The sequence below is a fragment of the Flavobacterium sp. YO12 genome, from assembly GCF_004119495.1.
GTDB lineage: Bacteria > Bacteroidota > Bacteroidia > Flavobacteriales > Flavobacteriaceae > Flavobacterium.
The window spans coordinates 18,213-43,600 of sequence record NZ_NRQU01000018.1 but is presented as its reverse complement, the minus strand read 5'-3'; the positions used below and the strand labels follow the sequence as shown (position 1 = coordinate 43,600).

General features: G+C 33.6%; 20 protein-coding genes. 16 read left to right on the top strand and 4 right to left on the bottom strand.

The annotated features are described in order from the left end of the window. Positions 1–6 precede the first annotated feature (6 nt). The gene (panC, locus tag BOW55_RS08110; protein ID WP_129023710.1) at positions 7–885 is read right to left on the bottom strand and encodes a pantoate--beta-alanine ligase; all 879 of its coding nucleotides are present in this window, start codon (positions 883–885) and stop codon (positions 7–9) included. A 79-nt stretch (positions 886–964) separates the two neighbouring features. Between panC and BOW55_RS08105 the strand changes: the two genes are divergently transcribed. The 7 genes from BOW55_RS08105 (at position 965) to BOW55_RS08075 (ending at position 12,179) form a co-directional block, all read left to right on the top strand. Further along, positions 965–1,771, top strand: a complete 807-nt coding sequence (locus BOW55_RS08105) for a glycogen/starch synthase (RefSeq protein ID WP_089053369.1) — start codon at positions 965–967, stop codon at positions 1,769–1,771. A 21-nt stretch (positions 1,772–1,792) separates the two neighbouring features. Further along, positions 1,793–3,394, top strand: coding sequence for a DUF4270 domain-containing protein (locus tag BOW55_RS08100; protein WP_129023709.1), 1,602 nt, complete (start codon positions 1,793–1,795; stop codon positions 3,392–3,394). Between the two features lie 9 nt (positions 3,395–3,403). Further along, positions 3,404–5,254 carry a glutamine--fructose-6-phosphate transaminase (isomerizing) gene (glmS, locus tag BOW55_RS08095; RefSeq protein WP_129023708.1) on the top strand — a complete coding sequence of 617 codons (1,851 nt, stop codon included), beginning with the start codon at positions 3,404–3,406 and terminating at the stop codon, positions 5,252–5,254. 313 nt (positions 5,255–5,567) lie between these two features. Continuing rightward, positions 5,568–8,396 carry a TonB-dependent receptor domain-containing protein gene (locus BOW55_RS08090; protein WP_129023707.1) on the top strand — a complete coding sequence of 943 codons (2,829 nt, stop codon included), beginning with the start codon at positions 5,568–5,570 and terminating at the stop codon, positions 8,394–8,396. Between the two features lie 85 nt (positions 8,397–8,481). Continuing rightward, the gene (locus tag BOW55_RS08085; protein ID WP_129023706.1) at positions 8,482–10,074 is read left to right on the top strand and encodes a G-D-S-L family lipolytic protein; all 1,593 of its coding nucleotides are present in this window, start codon (positions 8,482–8,484) and stop codon (positions 10,072–10,074) included. Between the two features lie 233 nt (positions 10,075–10,307). After that, positions 10,308–11,819 carry a F0F1 ATP synthase subunit beta gene (atpD, locus tag BOW55_RS08080; RefSeq protein WP_089053364.1) on the top strand — a complete coding sequence of 504 codons (1,512 nt, stop codon included), beginning with the start codon at positions 10,308–10,310 and terminating at the stop codon, positions 11,817–11,819. 78 nt (positions 11,820–11,897) lie between these two features. Further along, positions 11,898–12,179 carry a F0F1 ATP synthase subunit epsilon gene (locus BOW55_RS08075; protein WP_129023705.1) on the top strand — a complete coding sequence of 94 codons (282 nt, stop codon included), beginning with the start codon at positions 11,898–11,900 and terminating at the stop codon, positions 12,177–12,179. A gap of 274 nt (positions 12,180–12,453) precedes the next feature. Here the strand turns inward: BOW55_RS08075 and BOW55_RS08070 are convergent, their stop codons facing one another. Both BOW55_RS08070 and BOW55_RS21660 read right to left on the bottom strand, forming a co-directional pair. Then, the gene (locus BOW55_RS08070; RefSeq protein WP_129023704.1) at positions 12,454–12,843 is read right to left on the bottom strand and encodes a hypothetical protein; all 390 of its coding nucleotides are present in this window, start codon (positions 12,841–12,843) and stop codon (positions 12,454–12,456) included. Positions 12,844–12,994: 151 nt separating this feature from the next. After that, complete coding sequence (locus BOW55_RS21660; protein ID WP_129023703.1) at positions 12,995–13,255, bottom strand: DUF3667 domain-containing protein; 261 nt, start codon at positions 13,253–13,255, stop codon at positions 12,995–12,997. Positions 13,256–13,419: 164 nt separating this feature from the next. Here BOW55_RS21660 and BOW55_RS08060 point away from each other — a divergent pair, with 164 nt between their 5' ends. The 8 genes from BOW55_RS08060 to BOW55_RS08025 all read left to right on the top strand — a co-directional run bounded on the left by BOW55_RS08060 (position 13,420) and on the right by BOW55_RS08025 (position 20,711). After that, positions 13,420–14,556, top strand: a complete 1,137-nt coding sequence (locus tag BOW55_RS08060) for a pyridoxal phosphate-dependent aminotransferase family protein (RefSeq protein ID WP_129023702.1) — start codon at positions 13,420–13,422, stop codon at positions 14,554–14,556. A gap of 2 nt (positions 14,557–14,558) precedes the next feature. After that, the gene (locus tag BOW55_RS08055) at positions 14,559–14,966 is read left to right on the top strand and encodes a DUF2007 domain-containing protein (protein WP_129023701.1); all 408 of its coding nucleotides are present in this window, start codon (positions 14,559–14,561) and stop codon (positions 14,964–14,966) included. A gap of 359 nt (positions 14,967–15,325) precedes the next feature. Further along, complete coding sequence (locus BOW55_RS08050) at positions 15,326–16,189, top strand: TraB/GumN family protein (RefSeq protein ID WP_129023700.1); 864 nt, start codon at positions 15,326–15,328, stop codon at positions 16,187–16,189. 7 nt (positions 16,190–16,196) lie between these two features. Beyond that, a complete protein-coding gene (locus tag BOW55_RS08045; RefSeq protein WP_089053358.1) occupies positions 16,197–16,700 on the top strand; it encodes an RNA polymerase sigma factor in 504 nt (167 codons plus the stop codon). Then, positions 16,690–17,304: a hypothetical protein gene (locus tag BOW55_RS08040; RefSeq protein WP_129023699.1), complete on the top strand. Its 615-nt coding sequence runs from the start codon at positions 16,690–16,692 to the stop codon at positions 17,302–17,304. The genes BOW55_RS08045 and BOW55_RS08040 overlap by 11 nt, the downstream gene beginning before the upstream one ends. Positions 17,305–17,423: 119 nt before the next feature. Then, entirely contained in the window at positions 17,424–18,041 is a 618-nt protein-coding gene (gene bioD, locus BOW55_RS08035; protein ID WP_129023698.1) for a dethiobiotin synthase, read from the top strand. A 98-nt stretch (positions 18,042–18,139) separates the two neighbouring features. Further along, positions 18,140–19,411 carry an adenosylmethionine--8-amino-7-oxononanoate transaminase gene (bioA, locus tag BOW55_RS08030; RefSeq protein WP_129023697.1) on the top strand — a complete coding sequence of 424 codons (1,272 nt, stop codon included), beginning with the start codon at positions 18,140–18,142 and terminating at the stop codon, positions 19,409–19,411. Positions 19,412–19,541: 130 nt separating this feature from the next. Then, entirely contained in the window at positions 19,542–20,711 is a 1,170-nt protein-coding gene (locus BOW55_RS08025; RefSeq protein WP_129023696.1) for a beta-ketoacyl synthase N-terminal-like domain-containing protein, read from the top strand. An 89-nt stretch (positions 20,712–20,800) separates the two neighbouring features. Here the strand turns inward: BOW55_RS08025 and BOW55_RS08020 are convergent, their stop codons facing one another. Then, positions 20,801–21,271 (bottom strand): regulatory protein RecX, encoded by a 471-nt coding sequence (locus BOW55_RS08020; protein WP_129023695.1) that lies wholly within the window; start codon positions 21,269–21,271, stop codon positions 20,801–20,803. A gap of 256 nt (positions 21,272–21,527) precedes the next feature. Here BOW55_RS08020 and BOW55_RS08015 point away from each other — a divergent pair, with 256 nt between their 5' ends. Next, the gene (locus BOW55_RS08015; protein WP_241686516.1) at positions 21,528–25,382 is read left to right on the top strand and encodes a T9SS sorting signal type C domain-containing protein; all 3,855 of its coding nucleotides are present in this window, start codon (positions 21,528–21,530) and stop codon (positions 25,380–25,382) included. The last annotated feature ends 6 nt before the right edge of the window (positions 25,383–25,388 follow it).

Sequence of the window (25,388 nt, the reverse complement as noted above, 5' to 3'; positions counted from 1 at the left end):
GGTAATTTAATTAAATGAAATGGTGTCTATTAACCTTATAGAATTAACAAATACTGCTATAAACGCACGGTATTTTTTATCGTTAATTTTATGATCGATTGATAATAATGTAGATTCGTCAGCAATGACAAAATATTCGAGTTCGAATCTTTTGTTGTCTTTAAAAGATTCTTCAACAAATTTGATGGTTTCTTCAGGAGTACCGTTTTGAAAGATTTCTTTAGCTTCAGTAAGAACTTTGTAAATTATTGACGCTTCTTTTCTTTCGTCTGCAGTCAGTCGTTCATTTCTAGAACTCATGGCAAGCAGATTATCTTCTCTAAAAATTGGACAGCCTATAACATTTACAGGTAAGTCATTTTTTTCGACTAGTTTTTTAACAATTTGCAGCTGCTGAAAATCTTTTTCTCCAAAATAAGCGTTAGTTGGAGTGACGATTTCAAACAAACGTTTTACAATAGTTCCAACTCCGTTAAAATGTCCAGGTCTAAACTTGCCTTCCATTTGATTTTCTAATCCGTCAAAGTCAAATGACTGCGAAATAGTTTGTCCTTCATAAATATCATCTACAGAAGGAGCGTATAAAATTATTTTATCGCTTAATCCTCGCATTTTTTTTACATCTTCTTCAAGAGTTCGAGGGTATTTTTCGAGATCTTCAGGATTGTTAAATTGGGTTGGATTTACGAAAATGCTTACAACAGTGTCGTCGTTTTCTTTGAGCGATCGCTGCATTAAAGCCAGATGCCCTTGGTGCAAAGCTCCCATTGTTGGTACAAATCCGATAGTTGAATTTGCGGTTTTGATAGTTTTTAAATAAGCTATCAGAGCTACTTTGCCGTAGAAAATATGCATGGCGGTATTATTAAAATTTAGTGCAAACATAATATATTAGTTAATAACTGCATAAATTTTTGTAATTTTGCAACGTTTTTATTACCAAAAATTAAGTAAAATACTATTTATGAAAGATAAGAGGATATTATATGTATCATCTGAAGTCGTGCCTTATTTGGCTGAAAATGAAGTTTCTTTAATGTCTTATGACGTTCCGAAAATGATTAACGATCAAGGAGGTCAGATAAGAATTTTCATGCCAAGATATGGAAATATCAACGAGAGAAGACATCAATTACACGAAGTAATTAGGCTTTCAGGGATGAATTTGGTAGTGAATGATTTAGATATGCCATTGATTATTAAGGTGGCTTCAATTCCTAAAGAGAGAATTCAGGTTTACTTTATCGATAATGATGAATACTTTAAACGCAAAGCAACTTTTGCTGATGAAGAAGGTGTTTTGTATCCTGATAATGACGAAAGAGCCATATTTTTTGCTAAAGGTGTTGTTGAAACAGTAAAAAAATTAAACTGGGTTCCTGATATTATTCATGTACATGGCTGGCTGGCATCTATGCTGCCAATCTATATGAAGCACTATTATAAAAATGAAGCTTTATTCTCTGAAACAAAAATTGTAACATCAGTTTATGGTCAGTCTTTTGATGAGAATCTAGATATGGAGATGATTAACAAAGTAAAATTTGACGGAGTTCCGCATGAATCTGTATCAGATCTAGAAGTTCCTAACTATGAGAACATCTTAAAAGCTAGTATATTGCATTCTGATGCTGTAATTATTGCTTCAGAAAACGTTTCTCCAAGTTTAACAAAATTTATAGAATCTTCAGGAAAACCTTTTTTACCTTTCGCCACGAAAGATGCATTCGCTGAAGCGTATACAAATTTCTATAAAGAAATGGGACTTTAAATTTTAACTTTATTATTAAACATGTACAATACTTCTTTTATTAAGAAAATACTTTTAGCTCTTACGGTTGTTCTTTTATATTCGTGCGATAAAGATTTTAATGCAATTGGAGATGATTTAATTGGTGACGATCATTTTGGACTTGAGTCTGAAAAATATGATGTTGTAGCTTTTAATCAGGAGGTTACACCTATACAGTCAAATGTTTTAGCGGTTAATGCATTAGGTATTTACGATAATCCTGTTTTTGGAACAACGACTGCTAATTTTGCTACACAGGTAGATTTAAGCACTACGTATCCATTGATTATTGGTGAAGAGCCTGTAATTACAAGTGTGAGATTAAGTATACCTTATTTTAAGAAGCTGAAAACGACTAATAGTGATGGAACTCATACTTATACTTTAGATTCTATTTATGGGCCGGCAGAAGGAAAACTTAAGTTAAGTGTTTATGAATCTGGTGTTCAAATGCGTAGTTCATATGTGAGCAATGGAGTTTCGTTGCCGCAGTTTTATTATACAGATGAAAACAATGTTTTTAATCAGTATAAAGTGGGGGCTCGTTTAAATAATTCAAGCAATGTGCTACAGAATGATCAATTCTTTTTTAGTTCAGCAGAATATGTGGATAAGACGACAGATGCGGCAGGAAAAGAAACAACAACTTATACTCCGCCAGAAATGCGTTTGGATTTAAATACCGCTTATTTTCAGCAAAAAATATTGAATGCTCCGGCTTCAAAGCTTTCTGCTCCAGATTTGTTTCAGGAGTATTTTAGAGGTTTGTACTTTAGTGTTGAAAAAGCAGATGGAAGTCCTGGTAATATGGCTTTGTTGGATTTCTCAGGAGGAAAAATTGTAATTACTTATAAAGCCAAAACGGCAAGTACAACAGATGCTGATACAGAGAAAGAAGACAAAACAATTACAATGACAATTGTAAATCCTGCAAATTCTAGTGCAAATGCCAATTTGCTTCAAGATGTAAAGTCTGCTAATTATCAGAATGCTATTACAACGGCAAACATAAATAAAACTGAAGGAGATGAAAGGCTTTATGTGAAAGGTGGTCAAGGTTCTCTTGCTATTATTAAGCTTAATGATTTTGTCGCAAAACTAGAAGACATCAGAGCTAAAAACTGGAAAGTAAACGAAGCTAATTTGGTGTTTAATATCGATGCAGATAAAATGACAGGGACTAGAGAGCCCAAAAGAGTTTATTTGTATGATTTAACTAATAATGTTCCAGTTGTAGATTACCTTGTTGATGGAAGTGGAAATCTTGTATTATCAGATCCTAAAACAGCTAAGTATATTTATGGAGGTATGATTAACCTTGATGATAATAAACGAGGAAAAAATTATAAAATTAGAATTACAGAACATATCCGTAATCTTATAAAAGATAAAACAGCCAAAAATGTTGATTTAGGATTGGTTGTAACGGAGAGTATAGCGATTTCGACTTCGAATTTTTTAAAGAATAAGAATGAGAATATCTCTCAAGCGCCAAGAGCGTCAGTTATGAATCCGCTTGGGACTATTTTATATGGAGGGAAATCTTCAGTACCAGAGGATAAAAGATTGAGGCTTGAGGTTTACTACACGAAACCAAATTAATAAATATATATGTGTGGAATTGTTGGGTATATCGGTCATAGAGAGGCTTATCCTATTGTTATAAAAGGATTAAAGCGTCTTGAGTACAGAGGATATGATAGCGCCGGCGTTATGTTATACGATGACAAGGCAGGAGTTAAAATTTGTAAAACAAAAGGTAAGGTTTCAGATCTTGAAGCTAAAGCAAAAGAAGGTTTTACAATCAATGGGAATATTGGAATTGGACACACGCGTTGGGCAACTCACGGTGTTCCAAATGATGTGAACTCGCATCCTCATGCTTCAAATTCTGGCGATTTAGTAATCATTCATAACGGTATTATTGAGAATTATGCTCCTCTAAAAGAAGAGCTGATTAAAAGAGGTTATACTTTTAAGTCTGATACTGATACAGAAGTTTTAGTTAACTTAATTGAGGAAGTTCAGAAAAATGAGAATATAAAGCTTGGGAAAGCGGTTCAGGTGGCTTTAAATCAGGTTGTTGGGGCTTATGCTATAGCAGTATTTGATAAAAAGAATCCAAATGAAATTGTGGCAGCAAGACTAGGAAGTCCATTGGCAATTGGAGTGGGTGAAGGAGAATACTTTATCGCTTCTGATGCTTCTCCGTTTATTGAGTATACTTCAAATGCAGTATATTTAGAAGATGGTGAAATGGCAAATATTAGATTGCACAAGCCTCTAAAAATCAGAAAAATTAAAGATGATTCTTTAGTAGACCCTTATATTCAAGAGCTTCAAATGAACTTGGAGCAAATTGAAAAAGGCGGTTACGATCATTTCATGCTTAAAGAAATCTACGAGCAGCCAAGTGTAATTAAAGATACGTACAGAGGAAGACTTCATGCAAATGAAGGAATCGTTCAAATGGCTGGTGTTGAGGATAATTTAGAGAAATTCCTAAATGCAAAACGTATTTTGATTGTTGCATGTGGAACTTCATGGCACGCAGGTTTAGTGGCAGAGTATATTTTTGAGGAATTTACAAGAATTCCAGTAGAGGTAGAATATGCTTCTGAATTTAGATACAGAAACCCAATTATCAATAAAGATGATGTAGTAATTGCGATCTCTCAATCAGGTGAAACAGCAGATACTATGGCGGCTATTAAGCTGGCTAAGGAAAACGGAGCTTTTGTATTTGGAGTTTGTAATGTTGTAGGTTCTTCTATTTCAAGAGAAAGCCACGCAGGGGCTTATACGCATGCGGGACCAGAAATTGGAGTAGCTTCTACAAAAGCATTTACAACTCAAATCACGGTTTTAACGATGATTGCTTTGAAGTTAGGAAAAGCAAAGGGAACTTTGTCGAATCCTGATTTTCATGCTTATTTACAAGAATTAGAATTAATTCCTGAAAAGGTAAGCGAAGCTTTAGAGACTAATGATCGTGCTAAAGAAATTGCTGCGGCTTTTAAAGATGCGCCAAACTGTCTTTACTTAGGAAGAGGATATAATTTTCCAGTAGCGCTAGAAGGAGCATTAAAGCTTAAAGAGATCTCTTATATTCATGCTGAAGGTTATCCTGCAGCCGAAATGAAACACGGTCCAATTGCTTTAATCGATGAGCATATGCCGGTTATTGTAATTGCTCCAAAGCAAGGTCACTACGATAAAATTGTAAGTAACATTCAAGAGATTAAATCTCGAAGCGGTAAAATTATTGCTGTTGTAACTAAAGGTGATACACAAGTTCGTGAATTAGCAGATTATGTAATCGAAATTCCAGAAACTTCAGATGCATTGTCGCCGCTTATTACTACGATACCTTTACAATTGTTATCTTACTATATTGCAGTTATGAGAGGTTGTAATGTTGATCAACCACGTAACTTAGCAAAATCTGTTACAGTAGAATAAAGATATTTTAAAATATTAAATATGTTAAATATGTTAAAAAAGCGAGATTTAGGTCTCGCTTTTTTTTATTGTCAGATTTTTTTTTGAGTCTATGTATTTTTGTGAATTTTTCAATTTTTTGATGAAAATTAATATGTATGCATAGTAAATTAGTTTTTCTTTAGGTTTTCTTTGTTTTATTTTAATAAATTGAATTAGCAAATAGTTAAAATATTGCATAAATACGTGTATAAATATTAATTTTTTTAACGTTTTTTATGCATATTAAAATATTTATGTATTTTGGCTACATACTAACAAAAAAACTAACCCAATGAGAGTCTACTTGCTAATTATGTTATTGTTCAGCGGAATATCTTTTGCGCAGAATACAATAACAGGTTCGGTTACAGATGGTAACAAACAATCTATTCCTGGTGCTAATGTTGTTGTTGCTGGAGAAAACAGTGGTGCGTCTACTGATTTTGACGGATCGTTTAAATTAACTACTAAAGCTAAACTGCCTTTTTCTATAAAGGTTTCTGCGGTAGGATTTGAAACAAAAATTATTAGTGTTACATCAGTAAATCAAAAAGTAAATGTAATCTTAAAAGATGAAGAAACTAAACTTGATGAAATAGTTGTTTCTGCGTCTAGAACACCTGAACGTGTTTTTGAGTCTCCTGTTACTATTGAAAGAATGGGTATTCAGGATATTAAAAAAACGGCTTCACCGTCATTTTATGATGGATTGGAAAATTTAAAAGAGGTGCAGATGAATACGAGTAGTATGACTTTTAAGTCGATTAATACTAGAGGATTTGCTTCAGTTGCTAATACACGTTTTATGCAATTAGTAGATGGTATGGATAACTCGTCTCCGTTGTTGAATTTTGTGTTAGGAAACATGATTGGGGTTTCGGAAATTGATGTGCAGAGTGTTGAACTTCTGCCGGGAGCATCTTCTGCTTTGTATGGGGCAAATGCTTTTAATGGGATTTTGTTTATGAATAGTAAAAGTCCATTTACTTATCAAGGTATTTCAACTTATTTTAAATATGGTGTGACTTCACAAGAGGCTGCGGGTACAAATGGGTATTATGATTTTGGTATTCGATTCGCACATGCTTTTAATAAATATTTCGCGGCCAAAGCTAACTTTACCTATATGGAAGCTACAGATTGGTATGCAACAAATTATGATGATAAAACTAGAGCGGGCATTGATAGAACTAATCCGAGTTATGATGGTATTAATGTTTATGGTGACGAGGCTGCGACAAATATTAAAGGAGTAGGTAAAAAATTAGAAGCAATGGGTTTGATTCCTGCAGGAGCATCTAATCTTTTGCCAGATTCAAATGTAAGTAGAACTGGGTATAATGAAGTTGATTTGACTAATAATAAGGCAGGAAATACAAAAGTTGATTTCTCTTTTCACGGAAGACCTTTTGGAGATGAGAGATTGGAAATTATCTGGCAAAGTAAATTTGGTACTGGTAATGCAGTTTATCAAGGAGGAAATAGATATTACTTGAATGATTTTTTTATGCAGCAGCATAAATTAGAAGTTAAAGGAAAGAATTTTTTTGTGAGAGGTTATACAACATCTGAAGATGGAGGGCATTCTTATGATATGATTTTTACAGGTCTTAATGTAAATAGAAAATGGAAAGATGATAATACTTGGTTTGGTCAATACGCTGGAGCCTATATTCAAGGAACGTTAGCTGGTATGACGCCGCAACAAGCGCATGCTGCTGGAAGGGCTACGGCTGATACAGGTCGTTTTATGCCAGGTACAACAGAGTTTAAAAATGCTTTTAATCAGGTTATAGCTGATCCAGATGTTCGTACGGGTTCGAAATTGGTAGATAATTCCAAAATTTATCATTCTGATGCAAATTATAACTTTAGAGATTTGATAAAATTTGCCGAAATTCAAGTAGGAGGTTCGTTTAGAGCTTATGAGCTTAATTCTCATGGCAGAATTTATACAGATGCAAATGGACCGATTAATTATAACGAGTACGGAGCTTATGCTCAGTTGATGAAGAAATTTTTAGAAGATAGATTGAAGTTTACTGGTTCTCTACGTTATGATAAATCTAAAAACTTTGACGGTAATTATTCACCGCGTTTATCTTTAGTGTATTCAGGAGGAGAGAGAAAAAATCATAATATTAGAGCTTCGTTTCAAACAGGTTTCAGAAACCCATCAACTCAAGATCAATATATCGGATTTAATATTGGAAGTGCGGTATTGGTTGGGTCTGCGCCAGATAACTTAACAAGATTTAATGAAACTTTTAATTTAAGTGCAGAAGGACAGGTGTATAACGGAGGCCCAACTAAAGTTATGAGTGGTAATGATGCTTATTATAATTCGTATTTGGCAAGTTCTGTTAGTGCTTTTTCAGCTATGGCAGGAAGTAATCCTATTGCAGCGGCAGCATTGTTAACAAAAACAAGAGCTAATCTTGTTAAGCCTGAAGAAGTAAAAGCTTTTGAGTTAGGATATCGTTCTGTTTTTGAAGGGATGTCAATAGATATTAATGGTTACTATAATATATACAACAACTTTATTGGTAATTTAAATGTAATTTCTCCTTATTACGGAACGGCTCAAGACAATCCAAATCTTGCGGCAGGAGTTACAGATCCAGGGGTTCAATCAGTAAGAGCGATTCAAAATGGAGAGTATAGAGTGTATCAATTGTATACAAATTCAGATGTAGAGATACATTCGTTAGGATTTGGAGTTGGACTTACTAAAAAAATAATTTCAAATTTTGAATTAGGGTTGAACTATAATTATGCTCAGTTTGATTTTGATCAAGCAAAAGATCCAAGTTTTGAAGCAGGATTTAATACTCCAAAACATAGAATTAAATTGTCTGTTGGGAATGATAAATTGTTCGAGAATTTTGGGTTTAATGTCAGCGGAAGATGGAATAGTGAATATGAGTGGCAATCAGGCTTCGCCGATGGTACAATTAAATCTGCTACAGTAATAGATGCGCAGATAAATTACGGAATTCCAAAGTTGAAATCTGTTGTGAAACTTGGAGCTGCTAATATTGGCGGTAAAGAGTATTATCAAGTAATTGGAGCTGGATTAATCGGGCAGCAATATTTTGTATCATGGACTATTAATCCATAAATCGATTATTAACTATAGGTCAAATACGTTATTTATGTTTCTGAAGATGTGACTTAGAAACAGGTAATTTTAAAATATAAAAATTATGATAAAAAATTTCAAATGGCTTTTATTGGTTTCTTTGACCTTTATGGCTTGTAATAGTGATGACGATGCAGTAACTGTTGTTGATTCGTCAGACGGATTGCCTCTAACATCTGGTTCTGCTAATTTCTCTAAATATGTTGCATTAGGAAATTCCTTAACGTCTGGTTTTAGTGATGGTGCTCTTTTTAAAAAGGGACAAGAAGGAGCGTATACCAATATAATGGCGCAGCAATTTAAACTTGTTGGAGGAGGAGAATTTAAAATTCCTTATACTAATGATAATATTGGTGGTTTGCTTTTTGGAGGACAGCCTAATATAGCATTTGGTCCGAGACTTTATTTTAATACTACAGTTTCTCCAACTCATCCTAGTTCGACAGTTGATCCTGTAAGCGGAACTCCAACAACAGAAGTGATGAATCCTGCGGTTGCAGCTGCAGGTCCTTATAATAATACAGGTGTTCCTGGTGCTAAAAGTTTTCATTTGCTGTCTCCAACTTATGGAGCGGCGGCTGGTTTAGCAAACGGAACGGCAAATCCTTATTATGTGCGATTTGCTCCAAATGGAACAACTTCTGTTCTTGCTTACGCAATGAGCCAAACGCCAACATTCTTTTCTTTATGGATTGGTAATAATGATGTTTTGGGTTATGCAACCACTGGAGGAGATGGTACGAACCCAATTACGCCAGCTTCTGGAGCTGCGGGTGTTGGTTTTGATGGAACATACGCGGCTTTAGTAACTACTTTGACTTCGGGAGGAGCAAAAGGAGTTGTGGCAAATATTCCATACGTAACATCAATTCCGTTTTTTAAGACTGTTCCTTATAATCCTTTAACGGCTTCTGCTATAGGTAAAGGGAATGCTGCTCAAGGCCTTGCGCTTATTTCAGCATTAAATACACAATTATATGGTCCGTTAAAACAAGCTTTGACAGCTTTTGGAGCGGGATCAAGAATTAATTTGCTGTCAACAACTGCGGCAAATCCATTATTGATAAAAGACGAATCGCTTCCAAACTTATCTGCGCAATTAACAGCGGCTTTTACGCCTACACTTGGAGCTCAGACTGCAGTTTTTTATGGTAATGTTTTTGGTCAGGCTCGTCAAGCTACAAAGACTGATTTAGTTCTTTTAACTACGCAATCGGCTATTGGAACAGCGCCTACAGCTGAAAATTCAGGAATAGGAATGGCTCCGCCGGCTCCTTTGAATAATTTTGGAATTACATATCCTTTGCAAGATAAATATGTTTTGATACCAACTGAAGTTGCAGAACTTGAAGTGGCGACAAATGCGTTTAATGCAACTATAAAATCTATTGCAGAATCTAAAGGTCTTGCTTTTGTAGATGCAAATGCAATTATGAAACAAATTGATCAAGGCGGAATTTCTGCCAATAGTTTTACAATGGCATCGACATTTGTAACTGGAGGGACTTTTTCTTTAGATGGGGTTCATCCTTCGCCAAGAGGGTATGCATTTATAGCAAATAAATTCATTGAAGCAATTAATGCTAAATACGGATCAAATTTAAAAGGTGTAAATGTGGGTAATTATCCAGTTTTATATCCTGCTGTATTGCCATAAAACCATTTTTTTTAATTAAAAAGCCGTTTGTTTTTTAAAAGCAGCGGCTTTTTTTGTTAGTGTAAAAAATGCTTAAAATGGGAGTTTGAAGCTCTCATTTTTAGAATCAAACAAAATCATGCTATTTTTTATGAAAAAAAAATTGATTTTATATTTTAAAAAATTATCTTTGCGCTCTGAAAAAAGAGGTATTTTCGATAAACCTAAATAGCTATTTAATAAACACATAAGTAATGTCAAAAGTAATAGGAAAAGTTGCTCAAATCATTGGACCAGTAGTTGACGTAGTTTTCAACGGTAAGGATGTTGAACTTCCAAAAATTTATGATTCACTAGAAATCACTAAAAAAGACGGAACATTGTTAGTTCTAGAAGTACAATCTCACATCGGTGAAAACACTGTTCGTACCATTTCTATGGACTCAACAGACGGTTTAAGCAGAGGATATGAAGTAGTTGGAACTGGGAATCCAATCCAAATGCCAATCGGTCCAGACGTATATGGAAGATTATTCAATGTAATTGGAGATGCAATTGATGGTTTAGGAAACTTGCCAAAAACAGGAGAAAACGGTTTGTCTATTCACAGACAAGCACCTAAATTTGAAGATTTATCAACTTCATCTGAAGTTTTATTCACAGGTATCAAAGTAATCGATTTGATCGAGCCTTACGCAAAAGGAGGTAAAATTGGATTGTTTGGTGGTGCTGGTGTTGGTAAAACAGTATTGATTCAGGAGTTGATTAACAATATTGCAAAAGGTCACGGTGGACTTTCAGTATTCGCAGGAGTAGGTGAAAGAACACGTGAAGGAAATGACTTACTTCGTGAGATGTTAGAGTCAGGAATTATTAAATACGGTGATGATTTCATGCACTCTATGGAAAATGGAGGATGGGATTTATCTAAAGTAGATATGCCAGGAATGAGAGAGTCTAAAGCTACTTTCGTTTTCGGACAAATGAATGAGCCACCTGGAGCTCGTGCACGTGTGGCACTTTCAGGATTATCTATCGCTGAGTATTTCCGTGATGGAGCTGGATCTGATCAAGGTAAAGATGTATTATTTTTCGTTGATAATATCTTCCGTTTTACTCAAGCAGGTTCTGAGGTATCGGCACTTTTAGGACGTATGCCATCTGCAGTAGGTTACCAACCAACTTTGGCAACAGAGATGGGTGCTATGCAAGAGCGTATTACATCTACAAACAAAGGATCTATTACATCTGTACAAGCGGTTTACGTTCCTGCGGATGACTTAACTGACCCGGCGCCGGCTACAACTTTCGCCCACTTAGATGCTACAACAGTATTGTCTCGTAAAATTGCTGAGCTTGGTATTTATCCAGCGGTTGACCCGTTAGATTCTACTTCAAGAATTTTAACTCCTCAAATTTTAGGAAACGAGCACTACGACTGTGCACAAAGAGTAAAAGAGATTCTTCAAAAGTACAAACAACTTCAAGATATTATCGCGATTTTAGGTATGGAAGAGTTATCTGAAGAAGATAAACTTTCTGTATCAAGAGCACGTCGTGTACAACGTTTCTTGTCTCAGCCGTTCCACGTAGCAGAGCAATTTACAGGTATTCCTGGAGTATTAGTAGATATTAAAGATACTATCAAAGGATTCAACATGATTATCGATGGTGAGTTAGATCACCTTCCAGAAGCTGCTTTCAACTTGAAAGGTTCTATTCAAGATGCAATCGAAGCTGGAGAAAAAATGTTAGCTGAAGCATAATTGGTTGTCAGTTGTTAGTTGTTAGTTGTTAGAGAGCAACCATCAACCATCAACCATCAACTATTAACTAAAAAAAAGATGATTTTAGAAATAGTATCACCAGAAGCAAAATTATTTTCGGGAGAAGTAACAGCAGTTACTGTACCAGGAGTTGATGGAAGCTTTCAAATATTGAATAATCACGCTCCTATTGTTTCTATTTTAGAAAAAGGAACTGTAAAAATTGCAGCGCCAAGTTTTAACTTTTCTAAAGAAGTAGTAGGTAAATTCACAAAGGTAAACGATCAGACTTATACATTAGAGATTACGTCTGGTACTATCGAGATGAAAGACAATAAAGTAATTGTTTTAGTTGACTAAAGACAATTTTTGAATAAAGAAAAAGCCAAACAGAAATGTTTGGCTTTTTTGTTTTTGTTTAGATTGATGATTTCATATTATTATAACCCGTTGGCTGTAATTATTTTCAACACATAGAAACATAGCTTTTGCAGTTGAAAATTAGGCGTTTTACTTCTTTTTAATACATAGCTTCACTATGTGGAAGAAAAGTGTTTCTTTTTGTCTCCTTTTTTAGATATAAAATCTATGTTTCTATGTGTTAGATTTTTTTTTGAATTACACTCAATGGTTATTATAATATTCCCCAAAAACCAGTAGAAACATAGGCGTTAACAGTAAGACCTGAGATAATCCCCCAAGAGATAATTCCGAAAGCACTTGTAGAAAAGGCTTTTACTAATTGAAGTTTGGTGCTTTTATTTAAAAACCTGTAATAAAAAAGCGTAAAGTAAAAGAGCTGAAAGAGCAGGAATAGCAAAGCTTGATAATTAGACGATAGATGAAATAATAAAGAAATAGGCAAAATTAAAAGCGTATTGACTAATATGCAAAAGCCTAACATATACATTCCAGCAACCAAATGCTCTGTATAGTTGTAGTTTTCTTTTTTATAAAACAACCAGAAAAAGAATGCTGTAAGAGGTAAAGCCATCATTGCCATTAAGTTGGAATATTTTTTCATGAAATGAACCATTTTTTCTTTTCGTTCGTAAAGATGTATGGTTTTTCCTTTTGGATAGGATCAGAAATAGCGCTCAGCTCTGTATTTTCCTGTGAGATATTGATAGCAGATGTTTCTTTTGGGATATTGGATATGAAAACAAAGACCGCTGCTACCAGCAAAAAAAATTAAGCGGTGCGAAGTACTTTTTTCTTTTGCCATTTATATATTCCTTAGCTACAACGCCGCTTTTTAATGTGAGATCTCTAACGAGTTGAAAAATACCTTTGTCGGCATGTGTAAAATAATGAACGGCTTCGTGAAAAATTTCGTGTGGATTTATGCGATGTAAATGGATTTTCTGACTGCAATTAGGGCAATAATTAAAGTCAGGATAATTGGGTGTTTCACAGTTTTTGCAAATGGTTTTCATTTTTTTCTTTTTAATAAATAATTAAATTAGTGGTAGTTAGTTCGTAGTTTAAAATTAGACAAAAAAACAATTAACAATTGTTTGAAATTTAAATTATAAACTTTAATCAGTATCAAACCCGCTGATTATTTAAAACCGACTTCAATTTTTATAACTTTGCTTTTATGAAATTACCTAAAAATCTAGTTCAAAAGCTTGAAAATAGAAGGCTGAATAATTCGTTACGACAATTGCCAAGTTTTAATAATCTTGTCGATTTTTCGTCAAATGATTATATCGGTTTTTCAAAATCAGAACTGATTTTTAAAATATCACACCATTATTTAATCGAAAATGAGATTATTCAGAACGGTGCAACGGGTTCAAGATTAATTTCTGGAAATCATTCCTTATATCAAATTACGGAAGCTTTTATTGCGCAGTTTCATGAAGCTGAATCGGCTTTAATTTTTAATTCGGGTTACGATGCCAATGTTGGTTTTTTTAGCGCTGTACCGCAGCGAAATGATATTATTTTATATGATGAATTAAGTCATGCTTCTATTAGAGACGGAATCCTTATGTCGAATGCTAAATCGTATAAATTCAATCATAATGATTTTGAAGATCTCGAACGATTGATCTTGAAATTCCCCGATACGAATATTTATATCGTTACCGAAACGGTTTTTTCTATGGATGGCGACAGTCCAAATCTAGAAGAATTGGTAGAATTATCGGAAAAGTATAATTGTTATTTAGTAGTCGATGAAGCACACACTTTGGGTGTTTTTGGCGAAAAAGGTGAAGGTTTAACACAGTATTTGAAATTGCATAATCGAATCTTTGCTCGAATTATGACTTTCGGAAAAGGTTTAGGCTGTCATGGTGCCGCAGTTTTGGGCAGTATAGATCTTAGAGATTATTTGGTAAACTTTGCCAGAAGTTTTATTTATACAACAGGATTATCTCCACATTCTGTTTCCACCGTTTTTACCGCTTATCAGCAATTGAATATTGAAAAAGAAACGATTGAAAAATTAAGACAAAACATCATTTTTTTTAATCAGCAAAAAAACTTACTAGGTTTAAAACCAATGTTTGTTCGAAGTAAATCGGCAATACAATCGGCAATTGTGCCGGGGAATGAAAATGTAAAAAAATTGGCGCAGCAGCTTCAGGACAAAGGTTATGATGTAAAACCAATACTTTCGCCTACAGTTCCTGAAGGACAAGAGCGCTTGCGTTTTTGTATCCATAGTTATAATTCAGAAGAAGAAATTAATCAAGTTCTGCAATTATTAAGCGGTTTTATATTTTAATTATGGAAGAGGATTTTAAACTAGTTAGAAGTTATCAGTATTCCTATGAAGCTCAGGTTTTTTGTAGTAAGCTTGAGTCAGAAGGTGTAGATGTGTATTTAAGAGACATTAATACTGTAGACTCAAACCCTATTTGGAGCAATGCAGTAGGTGGTGTCAAGCTTTTTGTAAAAAATCAGGATTTTGAAAAAGCAAATAAAATTCTATCAGAAATCAGTCCCTATTCTCTAAATGAAAATAATGAATTGATTAAATGCCCGCGTTGCGGAGCCGAAGAAATAGAAATGGTAACTTCAATAAAAGATTTAAAAACACTTTTAGCTTTTGTTCTTTCATTACTTCTTGTTTTGATTCCTATTTATTCAAAACACAGGTATAAATGCAATAAATGTAAGTTTGAATTTGATTGATTGAAATCATTTTTAAATTTTTATGTTCGCAATCCCTTTATTTTATTGATGTTTTAAAAAAAAATAAAAATTTTTTTGTAACGTTTTAAAATGTTTGATTACTTACGAGTCGTAATCAAATAAATCAAAACAATTATGAAAACAACATCAACTTCAATAAGCGGGAAAATCTTTGATTTTATCTTTTTTTCTTCGATAGGATTCATCTTAGGTTTAATAAGTTTCTTTTTAATAAAAGCACTCAGCATCATTTTGGTAGTTTTTTTAGCTGCAGTTTGGTGGAAGAGAAATAAAAATAATAAATATTAAAGAGGAGTTTCAATCATTCAAAATCAATCAAAATTTAAAATCAATCAAAAATGAAAAATTTATTTACATCAGCAATTGCAGCCATCACATTAGTTTTCGGCGGAACAACACAAGCTCAAACAAAATCTGCAAAACTTGAAAACTCTCTTTTATGGGAAGTTTCAGGAAATGGATTATCAAAACCATCATATTTGTACGGAACGATTCATTCTATTTGTCCAACAGATTATTTTTTGACAGAAAAAACGAAGAATGCTTTTCAAAAATCAGATAAGTTAATTGTCGAAATCAACTTTTCTGATCCAAATGAAATGGCAGACGCTCAAAAATTAGCAGTTTCTCCAGAGTTGTTAAGTAAAAAATTAACGCCTGAACAATTATCAGAATTAGATTCCATTTTACAAAAAACTACAGGTATAAAAGTGCAGCAGGTAGACAGTTACAGTTTAGCAACAGTTATGAGTTTAATTACTATTAAAACGTTTGATTGTGAAACCTTAAAATCATACGAATCAGATTTTACAGATTTGGCACAGAAAGAAAAGAAAAGTGTAGGTGGTTTCGAAACGGTAAAAGGACAGTTGAATATGCTTTCTAATGCTTACACAGATTCAGAACTGATCAAATCATTAGGTGATGCGAGCAAAGCTCAAACAAAAAAAATGGTAAAGGACTATAAAAATGAAAATATAATGGATCTTTATGGAGATATTGCCAATGAAAAGGTAATGAGTAAAAAAGCTAAAAAATATATTCTTGATGATAGAAATAGTGACTGGGTGAAGAAAATGAAGGATATGATGAAAAATGAAGCACTGTTTGTAGCAGTTGGTTCAGCACATTTGGCTGGAGATGAAGGAGTAATTAATTTGTTAAGAAAGGCAGGATACAAAGTAAAACCAGTAATGAATTAGTATTATTTTGAAAGAAAAAGAACAAGAATTTTTAAATCGGATCGAAAGTCATAAAGGAATACTATACAAAGTTTCTAAAATGTACATGGATAATCATGATGATCAACAAGATTTGTTTCAGGAGATTATTTGTCAGCTTTGGAAATCGTATGATTCTTTTAGAAACGAAAGTCAGTTTTCGACATGGATGTATCGGGTTGCCGTAAATACAGCAATTGTTTTCTTGAAAAAAGAAAAACGAAAAGTGGATAAATATGAAATCGCTTCTGAAAATATCAAGGAAGATGAAGGAGATTCACATATCAAAGAAAGCCAGATAGATCATTTTTATAAAGCAGTTCAAAAACTAGAAAAAATTGATAAAGCAATCATTTTTTATCAGCTCGAAGGTTTCTCTCATAAAGAAATAGGAGAGAATCTGGGAATATCAGAGGGAAATGCAAGAGTGAAATTAAACAGAGCAAAAGAAAAATTAAAAGAAATAATTAAAAATCAAGGATATGGATTTTAACGATATACAAAACGCCTGGAATAGCGAAAAGACAGATAATGTTGTTGTTCCTAATAATTTAGAGAAAATACAATCGGCAAGTATGCCCTTGGATAGAATTAGAAAAAGTTTAAGGATAGAATTCTTTATTCAGTTTTTGTCCTTGGTGATTATAGGTCTTTTGCCATTGCATAGTAAGTTTCCATCAAATTTAATGGTGCCATATTACTTTATATTTGGGATATTGGTTGCTATTTGTATTTATTATCTAACACAGCTTTTTTTGTTTTACAGAAGATTAGATAAGGCTGCATTGAAAACTAAAGATAGTTTGTACGAAACGTATCTTGACATCAGGCTGAATATGCAGCTTTATAAGACATTTACTTTTTCGTTATCACCTTTTTTTCTAATTTATTTCTTTGGATTTATTCTTTATGAAATGCCTGATTTTCTGCAGATTTTAAATGAAGGTTTTGCCAACAAGAAATTAGGATTGATTGTGTTTGTTTTTGTAATCACGATTTTACTTATAGGTGTGCTAACAGAATGGTGGGTACATTACTCCTATGGAAAATACGCTAAGGAAATCCGAAAAGTAATAGACGAATTAAAAGAAGAATAAGAAATAATAAAAACCCATCGCCATGATGGGTTTTGTTTTTATTGGTATTTTTGTTGAAATTATTCTATAGTTTTTTAGGAATAAAAAGTCTTTTTAGAATAGTTATGAAATAAAAAACTATGAAAATATTTGTTACCGGAATTTCAACAGATGTTGGAAAAACAATTGCATCGTCTATTATTGTAGAAGCCTTAGAGGCTGATTATTGGAAACCTGTTCAGGCAGGAGATTTAGATAATTCAGACAGTTATAAAATCAAAATAAAAATCTCGAATAATAAGTCTCAAATATTCGAGAACAGCTACAAATTAAACACGCCTGAAAGTCCGCATTTAGCCGCGGAGATTGACGGTATTACGATCGATTTAAAACAAATACAAGAACCTAAAACCAATAGTCATTTAGTAATTGAAGGTGCAGGAGGTATTTTTGTTCCTTTAAACGACAAAGATTCTATTATTGATTTAATGCAGCCGGATTATAAAATAGTCATCGTTTCAAGACATTATCTAGGAAGCATTAATCATACTTTGCTGACGATTGAAGCAATTAAAAATCGAGGTTTTGAAATCGCTGGAATTATCTTTAGCGGAAGCGAAAATAAAGCAACAGAAAGTATAATTCTAGAAAGAACTGGAATTAAATTAATTGGAAGAATCGACGAAGAGCCTTATTTTGATCAGAATGTAATTCGCGAATACGCTGATTTGTTTCGAGAAAATCTGCTTCATTTATAGAGCAAAGATTATAGAAAATAGAATATAGACTTTCCTATCTTTGCTTAAACAATTGAGTTTAGTCTTTTTTCTATTCTCTTTCTTCTATTTTCTTAAAAATGACATTAACAGAAAAAGACAGCCAATATCTTTGGCATCCTTATACACAGCACAAAACAGCTCAAACTCCAATTGCAATTTCTAGAGGTGAAGGCGCTTTATTATGGGATGAAAATGGTAAAGAATATATTGATGCAATTGCATCGTGGTGGGTAAATCCTTTTGGACACAGTAATAAATTTATTGCCGATGCTGTTTATAAGCAATTAACAACTCTAGAGCATGTTTTGTTTGGCGGTTTTACACATGAGCCAGCCATAAAAGTAGCAGAAAAGCTGATTGAAATTTTACCGAAAAACCAACAGAAGATCTTTTTTTCTGATAATGGTTCTACCGCAGTCGAGGTAGCAATAAAAGTAGCTTTGCAATATTTTTTCAATAAAAATGAAAAGCGTACTACTATAATTGCTTTCGAAAATGCTTTTCATGGCGATACTTTTGCGGCAATGGCGGCAAGCGGAATCTCTTTTTATACGCAGGCTTTTCAGGGAATGTTTATTGATGTTGTTCGAATTCCAGTGCCGATAAAAGGACAGGAACAGGCAAGTTTTGATGCTTTGACGAATGTAATTCAAAATCATAATTGTGCCGGTTTTATATTTGAACCATTGGTACAAGGTGCAGCCGGAATGGTAATGTACGAACCAGAAGCGCTGGCAAAATTAATTCAGATTTGTGCAGCAAATAAGGTATTGACAATTGCTGATGAAGTGATGACTGGTTTTGGTAAAACTGGAAAAACATTTGCAATGGATTACGTTTCTGAAGAGCCAGACATGATTTGCTTGTCTAAAGCCTTAACTGGAGGAACTATTCCTATGGCAATTACGACTTTTACACAAGACATTTTCGATGCCTTTTATGATGATGATATTAATAAAGCATTATTTCATGGACATACTTTTACAGCAAATCCAACAGGTTGTGCTGCGGTGCTGGCAAGTATCGATTTATTGCAGACTGCAGAAATGCAGGCTAATATTGAAAGAATTAATGCCAGTCATTTAGAATTTCAAAAGAAAATCGAAAACCATTCAAAAGTAATTACCGCTAGAACATTGGGAGTTATTTTTGCAGTTGAAATTAAATCAGACTCAGAAGAAAGTTATTATGGGTCGATGCGAACAAAGCTTTATAATTTTTTCATAGAAAACGGAGTAGTTCTGCGCCCCGTGGGAAATATTGTTTACATATTGCCGCCTTATATCATGACTAACGAACAGCTTCAAAAAGTATATAAAACAATTGAAGAAGCCATTGAAATGGTATAGTTCTATAGATTTGTATAAGTAATGCTGTCATTTTTAGTAACATATATTGCTTATATCGTTTTATTTTTTACTCTAAAACCCGTTGAACTTTGCATAAACTTTTGCGAACTTTGCGGTTAAATAAAATAATGTGAATACACAAAAAATTGCCATAACAGCCTTTTCTTCTATTTCTCCTTTAGGAAGCGATAAAGACGAGGTTTGGAATAAATATCTGGACGGAAAACATTGTTTTATTAAACGATTTTTAGATCAGCAAGATACTTTTGTTGCAGCTTTAAGTACAAATTCAAAACAATTGATTGCTCAAATACGGGAATCAGATCCTAAATATAAATTTTTAGACGATTCTGTTTTGTTTGCATTAGCAGCTTCACGAAAAGCAGTCCAAAAAGCTGGTTGGAATTCCGAAGATGTTTTTGGTATAAATATTGGATCTTCAAGAGGAGCTACAGATTTGTTTGAAAAACATTATGCTGAGTATATAGAAACAGGAAAAGCGCAGACTTTAGCATCACCTACAACAACTTTAGGAAATATTTCTTCATGGATTGCGCATGATTTGCAAAGTGCAGGACCAGAAATTTCACATTCAATAACTTGTTCAACAGCATTACATTCACTTTTAAACGGTGTTGCATGGTTAAAATCGGGAATGGCTGATAAGTTTTTGGTAGGAGGCAGCGAAGCGCCTTTAACAGATTTTACTATTGGACAAATGCGTGCGTTAAAAATATATTCACGCATCGATCAAGAAAATGATTCTTGGCCCAACCTTGCTTTTGATTTTGAGAAAACACAAAATACCATGATTTTGGGTGAAGGTGCTGCAGTATGCTGCTTAGAATCTGGAGAAAAAGAAAATGCTATTGCATACGTTACGGGAGTGGGTTATGCAACTGAAATTTTAGAACATAATATCTCAATTTCTGCCGAAGCTGATTGTTTTCAGAAGTCTATGAAAATGGCTTTAAAAGATACCGATTTAAATAGTGTTGATGTTATTGTAATGCATGCACCCGGAACAATTAAAGGAGATTTGACAGAACTTCGTGCAATTGAAAAAGTTTTTGGTTCAAAACAGCCTTTGTTGACCACTAATAAATGGAAAATCGGACATACTTTTGGAGCGTCTGGAATATTGAGTGTAGAGCTTGCGCTTTTAATGATGGAACATGATATTTTTATCGAAACTCCTTTTTCAAAAGCAATAACTAAAGACCGATCAATTAAAAAAGTTTTGATTAATGCTGTTGGTTTTGGCGGAAATGCGGTTAGTATTTTAATCGAAAAAGCATAGTTTAAAGCTTCAAAATAAAAAAATCCATTTATCACAGGTAAATGGATTTTTTGTTTTTTATATCTAGGAACTATTTTGCTTAAAATAGTTTAAAGGTTTTCAAGATCTTTTACTTTTTCATAAACCAGATTACTTTCATACCCTCTTCGAAGCATATAGTCGCAGAACTTTTTGCGTTTTTTTAATATATTTTTCTCCTGTATACCGTTCCAGCATCTTTCAGAAAGAGCTTCAAAAGTTTCAATATATTCTTCTTGCGAAATCTCTTTGAGTGCGAGAGTTATATTTGTGCTGGAAATATTTCGAAACTTCAGTTCATTTGTAATTCTAAGTTTTCCCCAATGTTTAATGCGATGTTTTCCTCTGGCAAAACTGCATGCAAAACGGGTTTCATTCAAGAAGTTACCTTCAATTAATTGAACCAGAATAAGATCTATTTCGTCAGAAGTCATTTTTAAACTATAAAGTTTTGATACAACTTCATCATGACAACGCTCCTGATAAGCACAAAAGTGTTCTAGTTTTTGTAAAGCTTCTTTCGGAGTACAGGTCGGATTCATGTGTTTTTCTTTCTTTTTATCTTTTAGTGCTTCAAATAGTCATTTTCTTGAAAATTCTATCAAAGCAAAAGCAAATTTAAATAAATCCCCCAGTTTATAAGATTCAAAATTTACTTTTGAGTGTTCATTTTTTATACCTAAAGCGAAAAAAACATTTTTTAGGCATTATAAAAAATCACTAAAAGTGGGTATTGTTTTTAAAATCAGAACAGTTTAATTTCGGTTAATTCTTACAATTTTAAATAATCATCTGGTTTTGATAAAAAAACTACTTTACCTGCTGTTTTGGGTTTCTTTTCTCTCCTGTACTTTCATTAATGCACAGCAAGGAAAATTGGATACCACTTTTAATACATTTGATGATGGTACAAAAGGTGATGGTTTCGATAGTGCCGTTAGAACTTTACTTTTGCAGCCCAATAATAATTTAATAGTTGGGGGTGATTTTTCCAGCCTAAACGGAATTCCATCACCATCGTTAATACGTTTAAAACCAGATGGAACAATCGATGAAAGTTTTACTGTAGGTTCAGGGTTCAGTGGTAAAGTTTATACCGCTTATTTACAGCTCGATGGGAAAATAATAGTTGGCGGAGGATTTACAGGTTATAATGCGGTAAATTCAGGAAGATTAATTCGTTTAAATGCAGATGGTTCCCGTGATTCAACTTTTGATACTTCTGTGGGAGCCGGCAGTGGTATTATTTATAGTATTGCAGAACAGCCAGATGGAAAAATTATAATTGTAGGAAGCTTTACAAAATACAATAATGTAACTGTAAACCGCATAGCACGAGTTCTTCCAAATGGCTCCTTAGATCGAACATTTGCGACAGGAACCGGATCTTCTACAAATATTACTAATGTTAGAATCCTATCAAATGGAAAAATCCTAATTACAGGAAATTTTATTTCATTTAATGGCACATTAAGTAACAGGATTATTCGATTGAATTCTGACGGAAGCGTTGATAATAGTTTTAATATTGGTTCTGGATTTAATGATGATGTAAATGCCATTGCTGTACAACGAGACGGAAAAATTCTTCTAGGAGGTAATTTCACACTTTATAATGGAAATACCGCAAATAGAATTATTCGCATTTATGAAGATGGATCATTAGATCAAAGTTTTCAAAGATTAGGTTTTAATAACGGTTCAGTGCAAATAATCAAAGAAGATCTTTTAGGAAATATAATGGTGGGAGGATCTTTTTCCAGCAGATATGGAAATGATGATGTAAATAGAGCAGTACTTTTAAACGCCGACGGAACTATAAAATCTGACTTTGATTTGGGCGCAGGTCCTGGGTCAGCTTCTGTTTTTGCATTAGCAGAAGATCAAGAAGGATCATGGTTTATTGGCGGTTCATTTGCGGTTTTTGATGGGCAAAATCAAGGAGGTTTAGCTAAAACAGATTCTAATGGAGAACAAGATACAGGTTATTTGTCAGCAGGAGTTGGCTTTGATAATTCAGTGTTAAAGATTTTGCCAGTAGCAAATTTAAAAACAATGATTTTTGGTAATTTCAGCAAATTCAATAATTTACCAGTTAATCGAATTGCACGACTTTTAGAAGACGGCTCGCTTGATTTGGATTTTAATACAGGTAAATCAGGAGCCGATAAACTAATAAAAGCAGCTGTAGTTCAAGAAGGAGAAAAAATTGTTTTTGGAGGAAATTTTGCCAAGTACAATGACGCAGTTTCTAATAGAATTGCTAGAATATTACCAAACGGCTCTTTAGATAATACTTTCAATAGCGGTACTGGATTTAATGCTCAAGTTTATGCTTTAGCAGTACAGTCAGACAATAAAATTATTGCGGCTGGTAACTTCACTCGGTTCAATAACGATTTATCTGCTGCTAGAATAGTAAGATTATTGCCCGATGGATCACGAGATGTTACTTTTAATGTTGGTACAGGTGCAGATGCTATTATTGAAGATGTTTTAATTCAGCCAGATGGGAAAATATTGGCTGCAGGCAGATTTACCACTTTTAACGGACTGTCCTATCCTCATTTAGTTCGTCTAAATGAAGACGGAAGTGTCGATTTAAGTTTTAATATAGGCACCGGTTTTGATAAACACATCTACGCACTTGCAATGCAATCAGACGGAAAAATAATTGCTGGTGGTACATTTTTGACATTTAAAGGCTCTTCACAAAAAAGAATTATCCGTTTAAACTCCAATGGAAGTCTGGACGATAGTTTTTCTGCGGGAACAGGCTTTAGTAACGGCGACGTGCGGTGTATTTTGGTACAGCCAGATGATAAACTTTTAGTTGGAGGCGCCTTTTCAGGAACTTATAAAAACAGTCAGGCACTGCGATTAATAAGACTCTTGAAAACAGGCGATTTTGATAACTCATTTGATGCGCGGCTCAATAAAAATCTTTTAACTTTAAATTTCACCAACGATTATAGACTTTTGATAGGTGGTGATTTTAATTCGGTCAACGGAGTTTCTAAACATCGAGCAGCACGATTAAAACTTTGTGTAGATTCAACAATTTGGGATGGCTTTTCTTGGACAAAAGGTTACCCGTCCAGCGGAAAAGAAGTGTTCTTTAAAGAAAGTTATCCAAATTTAATTGCAGCAAATATTTGCAGCTGCACAATTGAATCAGCCAAAACGGTGACACTTTTAAGCGGAAACACTTTAGGTGTAGAATTTTCTTATTCAGGTTTAGGAACATTAGTTTTAGAAGATACAGCAAGTTTGTATCAATCAGACGATAGTATTATAAATACTGGGATTATTAACCTTTATCGAAAAACAAAACCAATTTTAAGATACGACTATACGTTTTGGTCTTCACCTGTCGATAATCAAAAATTAATAGATGTATCGCCCAATACCTTGTTTGATAAATATTTGTCATTTGATACTGCCGCGGGCTGGAAAGAAGAATCACGTTTAAATAATATGCTGTTAGGTAAAGGATATGCAATAAGAGGACCGCAGGAATTTTCGATAACATCAAGAGCAGTTTATGAAGCCGTTTTTAAAGGAATCCCAAATAATGGAAAAGTAGAAATTGAATTGGGAGAAACAGATAGTTTTAGTTTAGTCGGAAATCCCTATCCATCGGCAATAGATGCTGCAGTTTTTTTGAAAAAAAACAATCTTAAAACCAAAGGCGCACTTTACTTTTGGACACATAATACGCCGGTAACTAATTTTGAATACAATTCAGATGACTATGCGTCCTATAATCTGGTTGGAGGAGTGGGTACAGAAGCATCATCTTCTGGGGTAAATGAAACAATTCCTGACGGAAAAATAGCTTCAGGGCAGTCCTTTTTTGTTACAAGTAATGCAGTCGGGACAGTAGAATTTGATGACAGCATGCGAATTCTTGGAAATAATAATGCTTTTTTAAAACCCTCTAAAGTTCAAAGTTTTCGGAATAGTGATGAAACAGAGAAACATCGATTGTGGTTGAATTTTCAAAATTCAAAAGGAGCTTTTAAGCAAATTTTGATTGGATATCTCGAAGAGGCTACTAATTTTTATGATTTAAAGTATGATGCGGAATCATTAGACGGAAATCAATTTGTTGATTTTTACAGTTTAATTGACGATAAAAAGCTTGTAATTCAAGGGCGTGCTTTACCTTTTTCAGAATCAGATTTTGTTGCTTTAGGATATAGCTCAACAATTGCCGGCGAATTTTCAATTTCAATTGATCATGCAGATGGCGATTTGAGTACTCACGCTGTTTATTTAGAAGACAAAAACGAAAATGTTATGCATAATCTTCTAGAAAGCAGCTATAAATTTACAACCACAGCTGGAACTTTTTTAGATCGTTTTGTAATTCGGTATAATATTGAAACATTAGGTGCGGATCAATTTAAGAATCAAGACAGTTCACTTTGCGTTTCGGTTAAAGGAAAAAATATAGTATTAAATTCGACAAAAGATATTATGAAAGAACTATCAATTTTTGATGTTTCAGGAAAAATGTTATTCAATAACAAAACAATTAATAATACAGAATACCAGATTGTAAACTTCAAATCCAGTGATCAGATATTGTTAATTAATGTAGTTTTTGACAGCGGAAAATCAGCAGCTCAAAAGATTGTTTTTCATTAATTTTTC